The organism is Hallella seregens ATCC 51272, assembly GCF_000518545.1.
GTDB lineage: Bacteria > Bacteroidota > Bacteroidia > Bacteroidales > Bacteroidaceae > Prevotella > Prevotella seregens.
The window spans coordinates 1-17,144 of sequence record NZ_JADU01000016.1 but is presented as its reverse complement, the minus strand read 5'-3'; the positions used below and the strand labels follow the sequence as shown (position 1 = coordinate 17,144).

18 protein-coding genes and 2 tRNA genes are annotated in these 17,144 nt (G+C 49.6%); 15 read left to right on the top strand and 5 right to left on the bottom strand.

The features are described from left to right. Positions 1–59: 59 nt before the first annotated feature. Genes L888_RS0106395 through rsmG form a run of 4 tightly spaced genes read right to left on the bottom strand, consistent with a single transcriptional unit; the run spans position 60 to position 3,560 of the window. Complete coding sequence (locus tag L888_RS0106395; protein WP_044248848.1) at positions 60–1,589, bottom strand: ATP-binding cassette domain-containing protein; 1,530 nt, start codon at positions 1,587–1,589, stop codon at positions 60–62. A 29-nt stretch (positions 1,590–1,618) separates the two neighbouring features. Then, positions 1,619–2,200 carry a crossover junction endodeoxyribonuclease RuvC gene (gene ruvC / locus L888_RS0106390; protein ID WP_027952284.1) on the bottom strand — a complete coding sequence of 194 codons (582 nt, stop codon included), beginning with the start codon at positions 2,198–2,200 and terminating at the stop codon, positions 1,619–1,621. 24 nt (positions 2,201–2,224) lie between these two features. Further along, the gene (locus L888_RS0106385; RefSeq protein WP_027952283.1) at positions 2,225–2,872 is read right to left on the bottom strand and encodes an MBL fold metallo-hydrolase; all 648 of its coding nucleotides are present in this window, start codon (positions 2,870–2,872) and stop codon (positions 2,225–2,227) included. A 37-nt stretch (positions 2,873–2,909) separates the two neighbouring features. Continuing rightward, on the bottom strand, positions 2,910–3,560 hold the full coding sequence (rsmG, locus tag L888_RS0106380; protein WP_044248830.1) for a 16S rRNA (guanine(527)-N(7))-methyltransferase RsmG: 651 nt from the start codon (positions 3,558–3,560) through the stop codon (positions 2,910–2,912). Positions 3,561–3,656: 96 nt separating this feature from the next. Between rsmG and L888_RS0106375 the strand changes: the two genes are divergently transcribed. Genes L888_RS0106375 through cdd form a run of 4 tightly spaced genes read left to right on the top strand, consistent with a single transcriptional unit; the run spans position 3,657 to position 7,403 of the window. Continuing rightward, entirely contained in the window at positions 3,657–4,304 is a 648-nt protein-coding gene (locus L888_RS0106375; protein WP_027952281.1) for an HAD family hydrolase, read from the top strand. After that, complete coding sequence (locus L888_RS0106370; protein WP_027952280.1) at positions 4,304–5,458, top strand: MFS transporter; 1,155 nt, start codon at positions 4,304–4,306, stop codon at positions 5,456–5,458. The genes L888_RS0106375 and L888_RS0106370 overlap by 1 nt, the downstream gene beginning before the upstream one ends. A gap of 16 nt (positions 5,459–5,474) precedes the next feature. Next, on the top strand, positions 5,475–6,917 hold the full coding sequence (locus tag L888_RS0106365; RefSeq protein ID WP_027952279.1) for a right-handed parallel beta-helix repeat-containing protein: 1,443 nt from the start codon (positions 5,475–5,477) through the stop codon (positions 6,915–6,917). Positions 6,918–6,923: 6 nt separating this feature from the next. Then, positions 6,924–7,403 carry a cytidine deaminase gene (gene cdd / locus L888_RS0106360; protein ID WP_027952278.1) on the top strand — a complete coding sequence of 160 codons (480 nt, stop codon included), beginning with the start codon at positions 6,924–6,926 and terminating at the stop codon, positions 7,401–7,403. A 24-nt stretch (positions 7,404–7,427) separates the two neighbouring features. Here the strand turns inward: cdd and L888_RS0106355 are convergent, their stop codons facing one another. Next, entirely contained in the window at positions 7,428–9,053 is a 1,626-nt protein-coding gene (locus L888_RS0106355; protein WP_027952277.1) for a glycoside hydrolase family 10 protein, read from the bottom strand. 92 nt (positions 9,054–9,145) lie between these two features. Between L888_RS0106355 and L888_RS0106350 the strand changes: the two genes are divergently transcribed. From L888_RS0106350 to L888_RS0106300, 11 genes are all read left to right on the top strand, one after another. Beyond that, the gene (locus L888_RS0106350; protein WP_027952276.1) at positions 9,146–10,660 is read left to right on the top strand and encodes a carbon starvation CstA family protein; all 1,515 of its coding nucleotides are present in this window, start codon (positions 9,146–9,148) and stop codon (positions 10,658–10,660) included. 31 nt (positions 10,661–10,691) lie between these two features. Further along, positions 10,692–11,174 (top strand): outer membrane beta-barrel protein, encoded by a 483-nt coding sequence (locus tag L888_RS0106345; RefSeq protein WP_027952275.1) that lies wholly within the window; start codon positions 10,692–10,694, stop codon positions 11,172–11,174. Positions 11,175–11,194: 20 nt separating this feature from the next. After that, entirely contained in the window at positions 11,195–11,800 is a 606-nt protein-coding gene (recR, locus tag L888_RS0106340) for a recombination mediator RecR (RefSeq protein WP_005843377.1), read from the top strand. Between the two features lie 10 nt (positions 11,801–11,810). Beyond that, a complete protein-coding gene (locus L888_RS0106335) occupies positions 11,811–12,233 on the top strand; it encodes a hypothetical protein (RefSeq protein ID WP_027952274.1) in 423 nt (140 codons plus the stop codon). Continuing rightward, entirely contained in the window at positions 12,206–13,408 is a 1,203-nt protein-coding gene (locus tag L888_RS0106330; RefSeq protein ID WP_044248823.1) for a glycosyltransferase family 2 protein, read from the top strand. Before L888_RS0106335 ends, L888_RS0106330 begins: the two co-directional genes overlap by 28 nt. Continuing rightward, on the top strand, positions 13,389–13,925 hold the full coding sequence (locus tag L888_RS0106325; protein ID WP_027952272.1) for a GNAT family N-acetyltransferase: 537 nt from the start codon (positions 13,389–13,391) through the stop codon (positions 13,923–13,925). The genes L888_RS0106330 and L888_RS0106325 overlap by 20 nt, the downstream gene beginning before the upstream one ends. Positions 13,926–14,012: 87 nt before the next feature. Then, positions 14,013–14,086 (top strand) — tRNA-Asp (locus L888_RS0106320). A 25-nt stretch (positions 14,087–14,111) separates the two neighbouring features. Continuing rightward, a tRNA-Asp gene (locus L888_RS0106315) sits at positions 14,112–14,185 on the top strand. 356 nt (positions 14,186–14,541) lie between these two features. Further along, a complete protein-coding gene (locus L888_RS0106310) occupies positions 14,542–15,765 on the top strand; it encodes a site-specific integrase (RefSeq protein WP_027952271.1) in 1,224 nt (407 codons plus the stop codon). Between the two features lie 35 nt (positions 15,766–15,800). Beyond that, positions 15,801–16,271 carry a DUF1896 domain-containing protein gene (locus L888_RS0106305; protein WP_027952270.1) on the top strand — a complete coding sequence of 157 codons (471 nt, stop codon included), beginning with the start codon at positions 15,801–15,803 and terminating at the stop codon, positions 16,269–16,271. A 135-nt stretch (positions 16,272–16,406) separates the two neighbouring features. Next, entirely contained in the window at positions 16,407–16,754 is a 348-nt protein-coding gene (locus L888_RS0106300) for a hypothetical protein (RefSeq protein WP_027952269.1), read from the top strand. Positions 16,755–17,144: the final 390 nt, after the last annotated feature.

Genomic DNA, 17,144 nt, shown 5'->3' with positions numbered 1-17,144 from the left:
CATGTTGTTGAGCTGCAAAAGTATAAAAAAAGCCTGAAATAGACGTGAAAAGGCAGAAATTAATGTCTTGCGAGTTGGATATGATGATCTATGCACGCCGGCAAATCACTTTCGTCGTGGGAGACCATGACCAGAGTCTTGTTGTGCCGATGGCAGAATGTCTCTATAATGTCCTTGACCAGTCGGCGATTTCTGTTGTCAAGGCCGTGCAGGGGTTCGTCAAGTATCAGAAGCTCCGGGTCCTTTACAAATGCCCGCGCCAGGAGTACCAGCCGCTGCTCGCCACTCGACAATTTAAGGAACGTCTGATTTTCCAAGCCACTTAGCCCAAAGACCTCCATCCAAAATCGACACGCCGCATATTCTTTTTCATCCGGCTTGACATAAAGTCCTATACTGTCTTTGAGCCCACTGGCTATTATACGAATGGCGGGCAAATCCCGTCGATAGGCCCGGTGCATCTCCGGCGACACATAGCCTATATGCCGTTTGATGTCCCAGATGCTTTCTCCCGACCCCCTTTTTTGACCAAACAAGGTGATGTCACAGGCATAGCTCTGTGGATTGTCTGCACAAACGAGGCTTAGAAGCGTGGATTTTCCTGCACCGTTCGGTCCGCTTAAAGCCCAGTGCTCTCCATTACGGACGGTCCACGAAAGGGCATTCAAAATGGTACGGTTGCCATAGCGAATAGAGACATTGTGCATATTTACCACTTCTTCACAGTGATATTCCCCGGCCTTATAGGGAAGATTTAGAATCTTCTTCTCCTCTTCTTGGCCAAGCACATGCTCAGGAACTTCCGGTTGTGTGTTCAAGTATTCTTCAAGTGTCATCTTTGGGCCGACCACCTTGCCTTTTACTTCCACAACGTGGGTGATGAAAAAGGGAATGTCGTCGCTTTTGGGAAGAACCAGCATCATCTGCAGAGACTGTTCCTTGACAATGGTGGCCAACAGCATGCGAAGCTGTTCGCGGGTTTCGGTGTCCAGTCCAATAAACGGATTGTCTATAATGAGTACCCGTGGGAGGGAGAGCAAGGCTTCTATGAGTTTTAGTTTCCGAAGTTCGCCACTCGACAACAGGATTATGTATTTATCCAGCAAGGCATTCATTTGAAACAGCTCATACAGGCGACGCTGCAACGCACGACGGGCAGTTGTGTCATCGCCTGCCCGCAAATAGGATTCCTCCAGTCTTGAACTCACCGTTGGTGTCGATTCGTCTATTTCCATTTGATTCCATCGTTGCTGGAGAAAGAAAGTGCGGTCGTTGTCACCGCCATAGGCATCGCGAAACTCGATATACTTGATATTGTCCGACACCAAAGGCTGCAGACTCGGAGAGAAATCATACATGGGTCCGGTTCCGAGAAGTGGATGACGCCCGGTAATAATGTCTACCAACATGGATTTTCCGCCTCCATTGGGCCCGACAATGGCAATTTGTTCCCCTTCACAACTTTCAAAATCAACGGGGGAAGCCATTCTCCATGCCGGCATCGTACAGATACCCTTGGTAATCTTAACCAAGGATTGTCCCGAATTCACCTTTTGCGAAGAATCAGAATAACATTCGTTCATCATCATATCATGATTTTGGAATCTTAAGAATAGGCTCACCCTTTCACCCTACTTGGGTTCTTGCCTACAAAGTCTTTCCAACTTCCATAATGGCGAGCCCCCGTATCAGGCGTGGACAACTGCAGAAAATGGCAATAGGCTGCCCCAAGTGCGTCGGTTGCATCCATGAACTTGGGCATGTCGCCCTCTTGAATGTGCAGCAGTCGCTGTAGCATGCCGGCCACCTGCTCCTTGGAAGCCTGTCCTTGGCCCGTGATTGCCATCTTGATTTTTAAAGGGGCATATTCGTGAATGGGGATGTCACGATGGATGGCTGCCGCTATGGCGACCCCCTGTGCACGTCCCAGCTTGAGCATGGACTGAACGTTTTTTCCAAAAAAAGGAGCTTCAATTGCCACTTCGTCTGGCAAATATTCATCAATAATGCCCGTAACCCGTTCAAATATACGCCCCAATTTCAGATAGGGATCTCCGATTCTCCGAAGGTCAATAACCCCCATTGCCACCATGTCTGCCTTGTTGCCGTGCACATGGATCACCCCATATCCCATAACGTTGGTACCAGGATCGATGCCAAGGATATACGAATCGTGGGTGAGGCCGTTAGATATGGACATACGATTGCAATTGTCAGGTGCAGACTAACGGTCAAGATAAGGATTCCCGGCCAGCTCTGTCCCAATCGTTGTTTCTTCTCCATGGCCTGGGTATATCCGCGTCTCATCCGGCAGCTGGCAAATCATGCGCAGACTTTGTATCAGCATGAACATGGAGCCTCCGGGGAAATCAGTACGTCCAATGCTATAATGAAACAAGGTGTCACCAGAAAAAGCGACATTCTCCTCCGCACAATAGACAAACACACTCCCCGGAGTATGGCCCGGAGTCTCCAGAAGTGTAAACCGATGGGAACCAAAACAAATCACATCATCCGCGGCCAGGAATTTGCCTACAGGTGAAAAATCATCATCGGACATCATGATTCCACATAATGACGAGGCCTGCTCTGGCAGACTTTTCATCAGCTCTTCATCCGACCGGTGCACCTCGGGCTTCAGCCCCCAGCTTTCCCAAACAAACCGATTGCCCAAATTATGGTCAATGTGCCCATGTGTAGCGACCAAATGCCGCAGGACGATGCCTTTCTCTGAAATGTATTTTTTTATAGCCTTTCGCTCACTTTCATAGAATGCCCCGCAGTCAATGATGATTCCTTCATGAGTTTCATCACTAACCACGTAACAATTCTCTTGAATCATGTTGCATGCAAAGCACTTGATTTCCAACATCTTTCTTTAATAAATTATTCGTTCACTTAGGATTAAACTACCTAATAGGAAGATAAATCACGCTTTTCCCTTTGAACCATTCATCATCAAAATAATCAGAGATAGGGGTCACTTCTGCTACCTTGGTAAAGGGTTTCAACTCTTCTTGCAGGTCTCCTCCTTTGAGCACCAAGAGTCCATTGGGTAGTGCATTGCGCTGTTCTCGGGCCATATTCTTCCTCACTATCTTGGATAACTCCATCAATGGCATCACGGCACGGGACACTACAAAATCAAATCTGCCCTTCTCCTCTTCGCCTCGTCGATGTACCGGCTCCACGTTGTGCAGGTCGATTGCCCCCGCTACTTCTACCGCCACCCGGACTTTCTTCCCCGTTCCGTCAATCAACCGAAACTTGCATTCTGGAAACAGGATGGCTAAGGGGATTCCAGGGAACCCGCCCCCCGTGCCAAAATCCAGAATCTGGGAACCCGCCTTGAAACGGATTACTTTAGCTATTGAAAGCGAATGAAGCACGTGGTGGATATACAAATTATCAATATCTTTCCGTGAAATGACGTTAATCTTGCTGTTCCAGTCGCGATAGAGTGCGTCCAAAGCTGCAAACTGCTCTATCTGTACTTCCGTCAGATTGGGGAAATACCGGAGTATGTCTTTGACAATATCTTTATTCATGTTGTGTATCATGGAGACCAATCCCTTTCTTTCCTATAAGGAATTCTTTGGGATACTCTGCAAAGTTACGACTTAATTTCGTAACTTTGTCACCAAATTCTTGAAATAATGATTAAAGCAGCTTTATTCGACCTTGACGGAGTGGTATTCGATACCGAAACACAATACACCCAGTTCTGGGGCTCCCAGTTCCGTCTTTATTTTCCCAACCAGGATGGATTGGAGCAAAAAATCAAGGGCATGACTCTGGTTCAGCTTTACGAGCAATACTTCCCCGACCAGAAAGAAGAGCAAAAACTTATCACGCAGCGTCTTAATGACTTTGAGCAAAAGATGAGCTACAACTATATTCCCGGGTTTGAATCCTTTATTCAGTCCTTGGGCGAGGCCGGTGTCAAGCGTGCCGTGGTGACGAGCAGCAACCGTGAGAAGATGGAAAATGTCTATCGCAAGCATCCTGAATTCAAACACTACTTTGAAGCTATCCTTACCAGCGAAGACTTTGAGCGTAGCAAGCCAGATCCATGTTGCTACCTTAAGGCTGCATCTGTTTTTGAAGTAGATCCCAAGGAGTGCGCCGGCTTTGAAGACAGTTTGAATGGGTTGCGTGCCGTTCGTGCCGCCCGGATGTTGACCGTCGGGCTGTCCACCACCAATCCCCACGAACTCATTGTCCCGTTGGCAGATGCTGTCGTTGCCGATTTCACTCACCTTTCCCTGTCCCAAATCAACGTCTGGCACGACAACACGAAGTAATGGATACTCAAAATACACCCATACACTTCCGCCTGTGGCATAAGAACTTCCTGCACATTGCTTTGGCAAACCTTTTGCTCACAATGTCAATGTACATGCTTCTGCTCGTTCTGCCTGTCCATCTGCTGCATCATGGCTATCCCAAAATCTTCGTGACATTGTGCTTTATAGCCTATGCCGTCGGAATCTATTTGCCTGGCGGCTTCCTATCTGGACTTATCCAACGCCACTGGCGCAGCCATGTTTGTATCGTGGCCATCCTGGCCCAGACGGCCATTCTGGGGTATTATTACCTCATGGGCAGCCATTATCATCTGCTCACTCTTTTGGCAGGCATGGGGGTGGGCTGCTGCTACGGGCTTGCCCAAATGACCATGACAAGCACATTGGTCATTGACACCTGCGAGTCTTTCCTGCGAACAGAGGCCAATCATGCCTCTTCCTGGTTCGGGCGGCTGGCCCTTTCCGTCGGTCCTTTTCTTGGCTTTTGGATTTATGCTCACCTTGGCTTCAAGGAAATGATTCTCGCATCCTCCGTCTGCTCTTTGCTCTCGGTACTACTGGTCATGAGCATCAAGTTCCCTTTTAAGGCACCTGAGGATTTTAGACATTGGTTCGGCCTCGACCGTTTCTTTCTGGTTCACGGTACGCCACTCTATTTAAACTTGATTCTTATCACGCTCACCATGGGGCTCATTATCTCCACACAACTCTCCAACTATTTCTTTATGGTGATGATTGCAGGATTCCTCGTTGCCATTCTGGCCGAGAAATACGTCTTTGCCAATGCTGAACTCAAGAGCGAAACTACAGTAGGAAGTCTTCTCATAGGGTTTGCCATCCTGCTGTTGCTCCTGCGCTATGAGAATGCCTCTCAAGCGCTGGCTGCCATGTTTTCTGGCTTCGGCATCGGTATTATTGGGTCACGCTTTCTGCTTTTCTTCATCAAACTGGCTTGCCATTGTGAACGGGGCACCTCGCAGAGCACCTTCTTCCTGGGATGGGAGACGGGGCTGGCACTTGGGTTGGCACTGGGCTATCTCTTGGGCAACTCCGATTGGGTTCTGTTAGCGGCACTTGCGGTCTTGGGTATCGCATTCCTTCTCTACAATTTTGCCATCCATCCTTGGTATATGCAAAATAAAAGCCGGTAGTTTTCGTTAGTTTACCATGAAATCAATATTGGCGATTCCTATGGTGTTTGCCGCCATCTCCTTGGCGAGTTCCTGTGCAGACGATGACACGTTCTCCACTTCGTCGTCACATATTCTCACTTTCTCCACAGACACGGTCATGATGGACACCGTTTTTTCCAATGTTCCTTCGGCTGCCAAATCCTTTTGGGTCTACAACAAATCCGGCGACGGGCTCCGTGCCATCCGTGTCCGATTGGAAAACGGGAGCCGTTCGGGCTATCGCGTCAATGTCGACGGCGAGTATTTAGGAGCCGCAACAGATTATTCCATTTCTGATATTGAGGTGAGAAACAAAGACAGCATCCGCGTCTTTGTTGAACTCACGTCGCCCTCCAATCACGCTGTCTCTCCCCAGCAGAGCTTGGACAATCTCGTTTTCACATTAGAGAGTGGGGTAGAGCAAAAGGTTCAACTCAACGCTTGGTCTTGGGATGCTACGCTTTTGCGCAACGTGCACATCACCAAGGACTCGACTCTGAACAGTTCCACTCGTCCTGTCGTTATCTATGGCGGAATTCAGATAGACAGTGCAGCTACGCTCACTCTTGCTGCCGGGACCACGCTCTATTTTCATGGCGATGCTGGGCTGGACGTGCGTGGTTGTCTGAAGAGCGAGGGAACAGCCAGCCAGCCCGTGACACTCAAAGGCGACCGACTTGACCGAATGTTTGACTATCTGCCTTACGACTTTGTTCCAGGACAATGGAAAGGCATCCACTTCTACCCCTCATCCTACAACAACTCTCTTGCCTATACTGACATTCACGGAACCTACGACGGTATCCTCATCGATTCCTCGGCTGTCGACAAGCCGAAGCTCTCTCTTGCCAATTCCACCATCCATAATTGTCAAGGCTACGGTCTTCGCGCCATCAACAGTCAGTTGACAATAGAGAACACCCAAATCAGCAATACACTTAACGACTGCATGCGGATTGATGGTGGCAGTGTCATGATGACCCAATGCACCTTGGCGCAGTTCTATCCTTTTGACTCTAATCGGGGAGCCGCCTTTCGTTTCACGTCGCAACACCCGCTGGTCAACTTATCCATACAGAACAGTCTCATTACAGGTTATGCTGACGATGTACTGATGGCCCATCTGCAAGATACTACCCGAGTGGCCAACTACGCTTTCTCCGACTGCATCATCCGCACCCCACGCATAGTGACGAAAGACAGCCTTCACTTCACCCGCGTGGTCTACGAGGACATCAAGGACACCACAACCTGCGGTGTCAAACATTTCAAACGGATAGATACCAAGCTCCTGCGTTACGACTTTCATCTTGATAGCGTGTCATCGGCTATCGACAAGGCCAATCCAGCCACAACGTTGCCAATCGACCACGACGGGGACGAACGTGATACACGTCCGGACATAGGTGCTTACGAATATAGACCGAATAAAACTTAAACCAATATGAAGAAAGTCAATCTGAATATTCATATGGAGTTCTGCACGCTGGATGAGCTCTCCGAAGAAGAAAAGACGTTGGTGCTGCGTGCTGCCGAAGCCACACAAAATTCCTATGCCAAATACAGCCATTTCTATGTGGGGGCTGCGCTTCTACTGGCCAATGGACAAATCGTCATTGGTGCCAATCAGGAGAATGCAGCTTTCCCCTCGGGCTTGTGTGCAGAGCGTACAGCCATTTTTGCAGCCCAAGCCAACTATCCTGACCTGCCTGTCAGAATGCTGGCCATAGCTGCCAGCGACGACCGTGGGCTGCGCCAAGAGCCTGTAAGCCCCTGTGGAGCCTGCCGTCAAGTCATTTTGGAGATAGAAGACCGCTATCAGCAGCCCGTCGAGATTCTGCTCTATGGCGAGTCAGGTGTCTATCGTATTCAAAGCATCAAGGACTTGCTGCCGCTCTCTTTCGTAGATGCCAACATGCACTAAATGCCCTCATGGGGCCAGTCAGCCCTACTTCCGCCTAATCATGAAGAAGCCCAGCCGATGGGCTACTCCTTTGGCTCCCAATGATTTCAACACATAGCATCCCTCGGGAACCAGAGAAACATCCAAGAATCGCCCTTGATAGGGTCGTGTACAGACCATGCAACCTTGCAGCAACTCTATCAGCAGCAAGTCTGCATCAAGCATGCTGCCCTTGGCAGGGAGCCGAAGTTGGCGACCATCGCAGGGCAGCAACAAGCGAGAGGAAGGCACGGCAGCTTCTTCTTTGACACTTTGCAAAGCCTTGCTCTCACAGCCATAGCGATTCATTCCTGTCACTGCAAAATACCTGTTCTCCGTAGGAACCGTCAGCCTGTCACCTTGTTGCCTCATGGCAATCAGGTTTGCAGCATCTTCCGTATCCACCGGCCACGTCCGGCTACTATATATATTATAATAAGGTGTGGTTCCTTGCCACCTCAGTCCATTCTGTCCCACGGTCAGCATGGTTGGTGTAGCAGGAAGTTCCCGGCTTTGCCACGTCATGGGCGGAACCAAAGCCAGATACGAGTCAAAGTGCCCGGCATAGTCGTAAATGCCTTGCACATTGTCCGTCAAAAAGCGGCCACGAAAGTAGGCATGCCCCATCCCGTACATCCGCAGCACCTCCATCTGCCGCTTCACGTCATCCAGTTTCCAGTTTCCCTCCTTGGGATCCAAAAAGTAAATGCCCAGCCCCGGTGCCACCATCCTGCCTTCGCTCTGCTCTGCCCAGTCAATGGCAAAAGGGAAAAATTGGTTTTCCCGGAAATACATCATCGGAAAGAGAGCATCCATCAGCCCCTCGCGCAACCAACCCTGTGCGTCCTGACACACCTTGCTGTACGCATTCCAGCCATGACTCCAATATCGACTCAAATCATCAAACTTGCCAATAGGCGAACAGCTCATCTTTACCCAAGGCTTCAATGCTTTCACCCTGTCGTGAATCGCCCGGACTATAGTTGTGATGTTGTGTCGTCCCTGATCTCCCGAAACGCGCAGCTTCCAGGTCTCCGGGTAACGAATATAGTCCAGATGAACACCATCCACGTCATAGTTGCGCACTATTTCCTCACATACATCTGCCAGATAAGTTGCCGTCTTGGCGTTTTCTGGGTTCATGTATCCGTCCGTTCCGATTCGCCTGATGAGGCCCGGGTGCCGTTTGCGGAGCGACTGGCACCCCAGCTTCTCCCATCTGCCCACAGGAATGGTCACCACCCAGGCATGGAGTTCCATGCCCCGCCGATGACACTCGTCCACGGCAAACTTCAGGGCATCATAACCCGGCGATTTCCCGGGGAAGCCGCTCAGGCAGCCATCCCAAGGCTCCATGGCCGACGGATAAATCACGGTTCCCCGTATGCGCGTTTGCAGCAATACGGTATTGATGCCTACTTTCTGATAATCGTCCAGGAGACGACGCAACTCTTTCTGCTGTTTCTCAATGCTTCGTGAACTCTGCGCATAGCTGTGCGGCCAGTCCAGACCGCCAATCGTGGTCACCCATACGGCTCGCATCTCGTATTTGGGAGAGCTTTCGTATGCGCGTGCGTCGGAAACAAAAAACAGGAGAAGAATAGATATAGTGGCAAAAAATCGTGTTTGCATTTCGATATTATTTGGCACAAAGGTAGTGATTATTTTTCGTTATTTCAAAAATTACCATTACTTTTGCAAGAGTTATAAACCGAACGAAAGAGATGATTTCTTTTACTATTTCCCTCCTGGCCCTGATTGTAGGGTACTTGCTCTACGGAAAGTTTGTAGAACATGTCTTCGGCCCCGACAACCGGCCCACGCCTGCCATAGCGCATGCAGACGGTGTGGATTACATGGCAATGCCTAATTGGAAAGTCTTCATGATTCAGTTCCTCAACATTGCAGGTACCGGTCCCATCTTTGGCGCCATTATGGGAGCATGGTATGGTCCCAAAGCCTACTTGTGGATTGTGCTGGGCTGCATCTTTGCCGGGGCCGTGCACGACTATCTTTCAGGCATGTTGAGCGTGCGCCACGACGGAGCCGGACTGCCGCAGCTCGTAGGTGATTACCTTGGCAAAACGGCTAAGCGCGGCATGCTGGTTTTCTCCGTTTTTCTGCTGATGATGGTGGGAGTAGTCTTCGTTTACAGTCCGGCCCTCCTGCTCAAGGACCTGGGTGGAACCACCATGGGCTGGGTGAGTGCTATTTTTGTCTATTACATTCTGGCCACCATGCTGCCCATTGATAAGATTATTGGCAAGTTCTATCCCATTTTTGCCTTTGCCTTGCTCTTCATGGCCGTGGCCCTTATGGTATGCCTGTTCATTAAAGTGCCCGACCTTCCCGAGCTCTGGAGCAATCTTGGCGAGAGCAATCGCAATGTCCCGGCCGCTCTTCTGGGCACCACTGCCTACATGGCCGAGAATCCTCTTTTCCCCTGCCTTTTCCTTACCATTGCCTGTGGGGCCATTAGTGGTTTCCATGCCACACAGAGCCCGTTGATGGCCCGGTGCATCAACAGCGAGCGGCATGGCCGTCCCATTTTCTATGGAGCCATGATTACCGAGGGCGTGGTAGCCTTGATTTGGGCTACGGTTTCCATGTATTTCTTCTATTACGGAGGCTGGCGCGAGTGTGTAGACGCACAGGCCGTCAATGAATTTCTGGGCCAATATCAAAACGGTGAGGGCAAGACACTGATACAGTTCTTCACGGCCCCCAACGTGGTCGAGAAAGTCTGCACCGGTTGGCTGGGCTTCTTCGGCGGCATTCTGGCCGTCTTCGGTGTAGTGGCAGCCCCCATCACCAGTGGCGACACAGCTTTCCGCAGTGCCCGCTTAATTATTGCCGAAGCCCTTCATCTGGAACAGCGGAGCATCGCCAAGCGCTTCTACATTGCCGTCCCTATGTTTCTGCTGGCCATAGCCCTGCTTGTATGGCAGATGGAGAACCCCAATGGGTTCAACACCATCTGGCAGTGGTTCGGCTGGTCCAACCAAACATTGGCCGTCTTCACCCTTTGGACCCTCACCGTTTATCTGGTTCGGCAGCACAAGCCTTATTTCATTACCTTTGTCCCTGCCGTCTTCATGACGGTGGTCTGCTTCACTTTCCTGCTCATTTCGCCCATGGCACTGGGACTCAACACCACGATAGGCTATGTGGGTTCGGCCGTCGCACTCGTCATTGCCTGTGCATGGTTTGCCGTGTGGCACCGCAAGCAGCAGCAATAATACAGATTCCAACAACACCAATAAAAAGAACATGAAGAGATTTTTTACGGCCCTTGTGGCCATGACGATGGCCGTCTGTGCCCACGCGCAATTTGAAGAGGGCAAGATGTATGCCGGAGCATCCCTTTCGGGATTCGACTTGAGTTACAACGGTTCCAAGGAATTGAGCCTGGGCATTCAGGCCAAGGCCGGCTATATGGCTGCCGACAACCTGATGGTTCTGGGCGAAGCCGGCTTCCAGCACGACGGCAAGGGAGCTGCCAATGCTTTTCAAGCCGGTGTGGGCGGACGCTATTACATCACCCAAAACGGCATCTTTCTGGGGGCCAACTGCAAGTTTGTCCATGCCAGCCACAACTACAACGACCTCATGCCGGGCGTAGAAGTGGGCTATGCTTTCTTCATCAGCCACACGGTAACCATTGAGCCCTCCATCTATTACCAGCAAAGTTTCAAGAAACACTCCGACTACTCCACCATCGGACTGAAACTCGGTTTCGGTATCTACCTCTAACTGCAAGACAGGCACCGGCGATGGAACAATATCCCTCCGCTTTACTCGAAAAGGCTGTCGAAGAGTTCAGCCGCTTTCCGGGCATAGGACGCAAGACCTCCTTGCGCCTTGTGCTCCATCTGTTGCGCCAGCCCGTGGAGCGTGCCGAGGCCTTTGCCGATGCCGTGCAGCGGGTGCGGAAAGACATTAAGTATTGTCGGGTGTGCCATAACATCAGTGATACTGATGTGTGCCCCATCTGCTCGGATGCCCGACGCGACGCCACCACCGTGTGTGTGGTGGAGAACGTGCAGGATGTCATGGCCGTGGAGAACACACAACAGTACGACGGACTTTACCATGTGCTGGGTGGAGTCATCTCGCCTATGGACGGTATTGGTCCCGGCGACCTGCAAATCGACTCCCTCGTCAAGCGGGTGGCGCAGGGAGAAATCAAGGAGGTGGTGTTGGCTCTCAGCTCTACCATGGAGGGCGACACCACCAATTTCTACATCTCCCGCCAGCTCAAGCCCTATCCCGTCAAGCTGACTGTCATTGCCCGCGGCATTTCGGTGGGCAACGAACTTGAATATACCGACGAAGTGACACTGGGCCGTTCCATTCTGAACCGCATCCCATTGTCCTAATTCCTCCATCATGAATCACACCCGCAACATTCTGTTGGCAGAGTTTCTGACCCTTATTATCACCTGTCTCATCCTCGTGGCGCTCTATGAAAACGACATTCTGTTGAGTGGTTCCTGGACTGCCGACACGACCCTGGACTATTATGCCGCCCTCTGTATGGAGCTGGTCACCATCTGCCTGATACCCTTGGCCCTGCGCCTGTTCCGGTTCGGCAGCATTCGCCGCAGGCTCACGGGCAGCCCTGCACGCAGTCTGACCCGGTGGGGCAGCTGCCGACTCATGATGATTGGACTCCCGATGGTGGCCAATACCTGGCTTTATTACCAGTTCATGAACGTGGCATTTGGCTACATGGCCATCATTGGCCTGTTGAGTCTGTGCTTCATTTATCCGTCCCATGCCAGATGCAATCAGGAAGTTTCCGCCCATTGAAGCTCTCGGTCATCATCGTAAGCTATAACGTCAAGTTCTATCTGGAGCAGTGTCTGCAGTCTGTAATGCGGGCCTTGCAAGGGATGGAGGCCGAGGTTATCGTCATCGACAACCACTCCCGAGACGGTTCCATCGAATATTTGTCGGAGCGTTTCCCATCCGTTGTCTTCATGAGCAACAATCATAATCTGGGTTTTGCCAAGGCCAACAACAAGGCCATCCGGCAAAGCCAGGGCGAGTACGTGCTGCTGCTCAACCCCGATACGATCGTGGGTGAGGAGGTGTTGCAGGCTTGTGTCGACTTCATGGACACTCATCCACAGGCTGGCGGGGTGGGGGTGCGCATGCAGAAGATTGAGGGTTCCGACGCCTTGGAGTCGCGACGGGGGGTTCCCACCCCCATGACCTCTTTCTACAAGATGGTGGGACTCACCAAGCACTTCCCGCATCACCGCCGTTTTGCCAAATACTACATGGGGCACCTCTCCTGGGACGAGCCGGCCCAGATCGAGATTGTCAGCGGCGCTTTCTGCTTCCTCCGGCGCACGGCGCTTCAGGAGATAGGACTGCTCGACGAAGACTTCTTCATGTATGGCGAAGACATCGACCTGAGCTACCGGCTGCTCAAAGCCGGATGGCAAAACTGGTACCTGCCCCTGCGCATCCTGCACTACAAGGGAGAGAGCACGCAGAAGTCCAGTTTCCGCTACGTGCACGTGTTCTACGAAGCCATGCTCATCTTCTTCCGCAAACACTATGGCAACCTGCACCTACTGCTCACCCTGCCCATTCAGGTGGGCATTTATGTCAAAGCCTCCATCGCTCTCTGCTCCACGCTGATGGTCAAGGCACGGCGGAGCCTGGGATTTGTCAGCGTCCGCAGACAGGCAGACCCGCTCTATCACTTCCATGTCGCCCCCGAACACGAAGGACAATGCCGCCAGCTGGTGCGCAAGCACGCCCTGCGCAGCCTGTTCGACAGCCACGACACCACGCCCCCAAAGGAAGCGGATGCCGCCGGAAACGACTTGACCTATCTGGTCTACGACAGTTCACTGTTTACGTTCCACGAGATTCTGGAGTTCATGGCTGCCCGTCAGCAGGACAACGTCCGCATTGCCATCTTCAATCCTGCCAACAACACCATCATCACCGATGCCGAAATCCTGCAATAACACAGCCGATCAATTGCCCTACGTCGCCCTCAGAGCCATGGAGCCGGAGGATTTGGACACCCTTTACAGCATTGAAAACGACTTCGAGCTCTGGAATGTGGGCTCCACCAACGTGCCTTATTCGCGCTATGCCCTGCACGAATACATTGCCAATGCCTCGGGCGACATCTATACCGACCGGCAGGTACGGCTCATGATAACCGGCAGTCGGGGCGAGACCATCGGCATCATCGACCTGGTGAATTTCAATCCCCAGCACCAGCGCGCCGAGGTGGGCATCGTCATCCAGAAGCTCTACCGCGACCAAGGCTACGGTCGGGCGGCCATGCACAAGCTCATAGACTATGCCCACAGCGTGCTCCACATCCACCAACTCTACGCGCTCATCAGCGTGGACAACGCCTCTTGCATCAAGCTCTTCGAGCATCTGGGGTTCCAAAAAGGTGTAGAACTCCGCGATTGGCTCTACGATGGAGACGTGTATCACGATGCTGTCGTGATGCAAACTTTTTTATGAAAAAAGCCGTGAATTGTTTGGCGGTACAGAGATTAATTGCTACCTTTGCAACCGCAAATCAGAAATGAGGTGCCGGAAAGCCCAAAAGGTGCGTTAGTTCAGCTGGTTAGAATGCCTGCCTGTCACGCAGGAGGTCACGGGTTCGAGTCCCGTACGCACCGCCTCTCACCTCATTTTTGTATGCAGGGTGCGTTAGTTCAGCTGGTTAGAATGCCTGCCTGTCACGCAGGAGGTCACGGGTTCGAGTCTCGTACGCACCGCTTTAAATACTCTGAAAATAGCATCAGAGATTTCTAAAGAAAATCGTAAGTATCATAACTTCAAGGAGTTATGATACTTTTGTTTTGTATCACTTCTTCTTTTCGGAGTATGTGTAGATACACAAAAATATCCCAAAATACTCCACAACGGCTACAATTCAGCTACAGAATTTTTTGAATTTCAAAAATTGTAGCCAAGAGTGGCTACAGAGTACATCAAGAGTACGTAAGAATTGCTCATCATTTGGAAATTATGTTGAACTTTGCAGCATAGCAGTGGATACAAATGGCTACACTGTTTTTTGGTTTTGGCTACACAAAATCCATACTATGGCTACAATTAAAAACAAGTATTTATGAAGTCAATTTTTAAGTCAACCTTCTATCTTAGAAGTAATTACGTGAACAAAGAAGGGAAGAATCCTGTGATGTTGAGAATCTATCTCAACAATGAGCGTCTCTCGATCGGCTCAACGGGAATCTCTGTTTTGAAGTCTCTTTGGGATATTGACAAAGAACGTCTCAAAGGTCGAACAACTGAAGTCCTGAGGACGAATTTGCAACTCGATAATATCAGTAATGGGTTGCTTAATATCTTCCGCCGTTTGGAGTTTTCAGATGATTTGTGTTTGGAACGAATCAAAGAAGAGTTTTTAGGAAAGAAAGGAGACATAGATACATTTATGGCTCTTTTCGAGAAGCATAATGAAGACTTCCGAAAGCAAGTAGGAGTTTCTGTATCTGCTACTACTTTGCGAAAGTATGAATTATGCAAGCGCCACTTTGCAGAGTTCTTGAAGCAGAAATATAGTCGGACAGATATAAAGTTGTGTGAATTAACTTATACTGTCATCTATGATTTTGACCTTTATCTGCAAACAGCTGCCGGGCAATGTCGTAACACAGCAACAAAGACAATGAAGATTTTTAAGACAATAACCATTTTAGGTCGGAAATTGGGTGTGCTGCACCATGATCCGTTTGCTAATTACCATTTTCACTTGGAGCTTGTCGACAGAGGATTTCTCACTGATGAAGAAATTCTCAAAATTGTGAATAAAAAACTTACGATACCTCGTTTATCCCTTGTCCGTGATATATTCATATTCTCATGTTTCACAGGCTTGTCATACATAGATGTTGCCAATCTCACACCGGAACATTTAGTTAATATGGATGACAAACAGTGGATTATGACGAAGAGACAGAAAACAAATGTAGAATCTAATATTCTGCTTCTTGATATTCCAAAGCAGATTATAGCTAAATATAGCAATAAGACTTATCGTGATAGTAAACTGTTTCCTGTATTAAGTAATCAAAAAATGAATGCTTATCTAAAGGAAATAGCTGACATTTGCGGTATTGGCAAAAATCTTACTTTCCACATGGCTCGCCATACATTTGCTACAATGTCACTGAGCAAAGGCGTTCCAATGGAAAGTGTGTCAAAGATGCTGGGGCACACCAACCTAAAAACCACCCAAATCTATGCTCGCATCACCAACAAAAAGATAGAGCATGATATGGAAGAACTGGCTGGAAAACTCAGTAAGTTCAATACAGCCATGGGCATATAATATATTAATGTATAACCCTAAAATAATAGACGATTATGGAAACAAAGAAAGAAATGTCTTACTTCCGATTGAAGTTAGAGACTTATCTTGGAGAGCATTTCCCCGAAATGCTGAGTGACAAACCATTTGTAACGGCAAGAGCCGATGAAGCTCTTACTGCCTACTGTGATGCAGTAGCGCAAGGCTTTTCTCATCCCGAGGCAGAGACAATGGCAAGCGAAGTCCTGTATCGAGGGCTGCACTTTTCCAAGTACGACACCCTTGTATCCGTCTTAGAGAATGAATTTGAGAAAGAACTCCCTTCTCCTCTTCCTGAAAGATTAGCACCAATGCTTCTGAAGAATAAGGCTGTGCAAAGCGTTTTCAACAAGTATGAACTGACAGACGACTTTGGCGCAACTCCGGAGTATGAGAAACTCTACACCGAACTGACAGGGACAGTCGTTCTGCTCATCGAGGTTAATGGTCTGCCAACCGTCAATAGTGAGAACATGACTTTGATGTAACACCATCGGGAGCTTTTGTAGTGTCAAGAGCCAAGATAAACGCTCCGCTCCACACGCCAAGAGTTTGTACTAACACTTGTCTTTGTGTAGCCTGCGCATCTTGTTATTGCTCTTGAAACTATTAAAAGCTCCGATATGAATACATTTATCATGAATCAAGATGTCCACACACCTGTCTTCATCAAGGCAGACGCATCAAACAAAACCGATAATATCAAGCAGCAGCCGACTTCTCTCAAGCAAGTCCGCCGCTTCTCTTGGACACGCTTCATCGAACTCGCTATCCTGCTTTCCATCATTATCGGTGCCATTTGGCTTATCTCGAAGATGGTAACGCCGCAAGTCGTAACTGCCGTCTCTGTCATTGCAGGTTTTCTGATACTACGCTTTATAGTCAGGGTAATTCTAAAAGTGACAATTACGCTGCTGAGCATTCTCTTCTGGTTGGCAATTCTCTGTGCCATCCTGCTATGCGTGCTTTGAGAAGCATAGTTCTGTAAAAACTTTCATTTTATTTCATCAGGTGGTTATCTCGCATTTTGAGATAGCCACCTTTTCTATTTTCCACTACGGCTGTTGCACTTTCGCTTCTTTTCCAATGCTCCACGATATGCGATGACAAGGAGACGGATGCTGTTCCCTTTTTATCCGCAAAGGTAGTACGGGGCTTGTGGCTTTCAAAAGGTCTGTGCCGCTTGGTTTGTCTGGAAAATCTCCACACCTACGGGTTGTATTTTCCGCCAAAACCTTGTGCAAGCCCACCCCGCTACCTTGATTTTGCTACAAAAAGGAATCAGCATACTCCGATCTTTGGACGCATAAAAAAAATGTCGCTATGGATAAGCAAAAAGTAAATACAACATCTTCGATGAA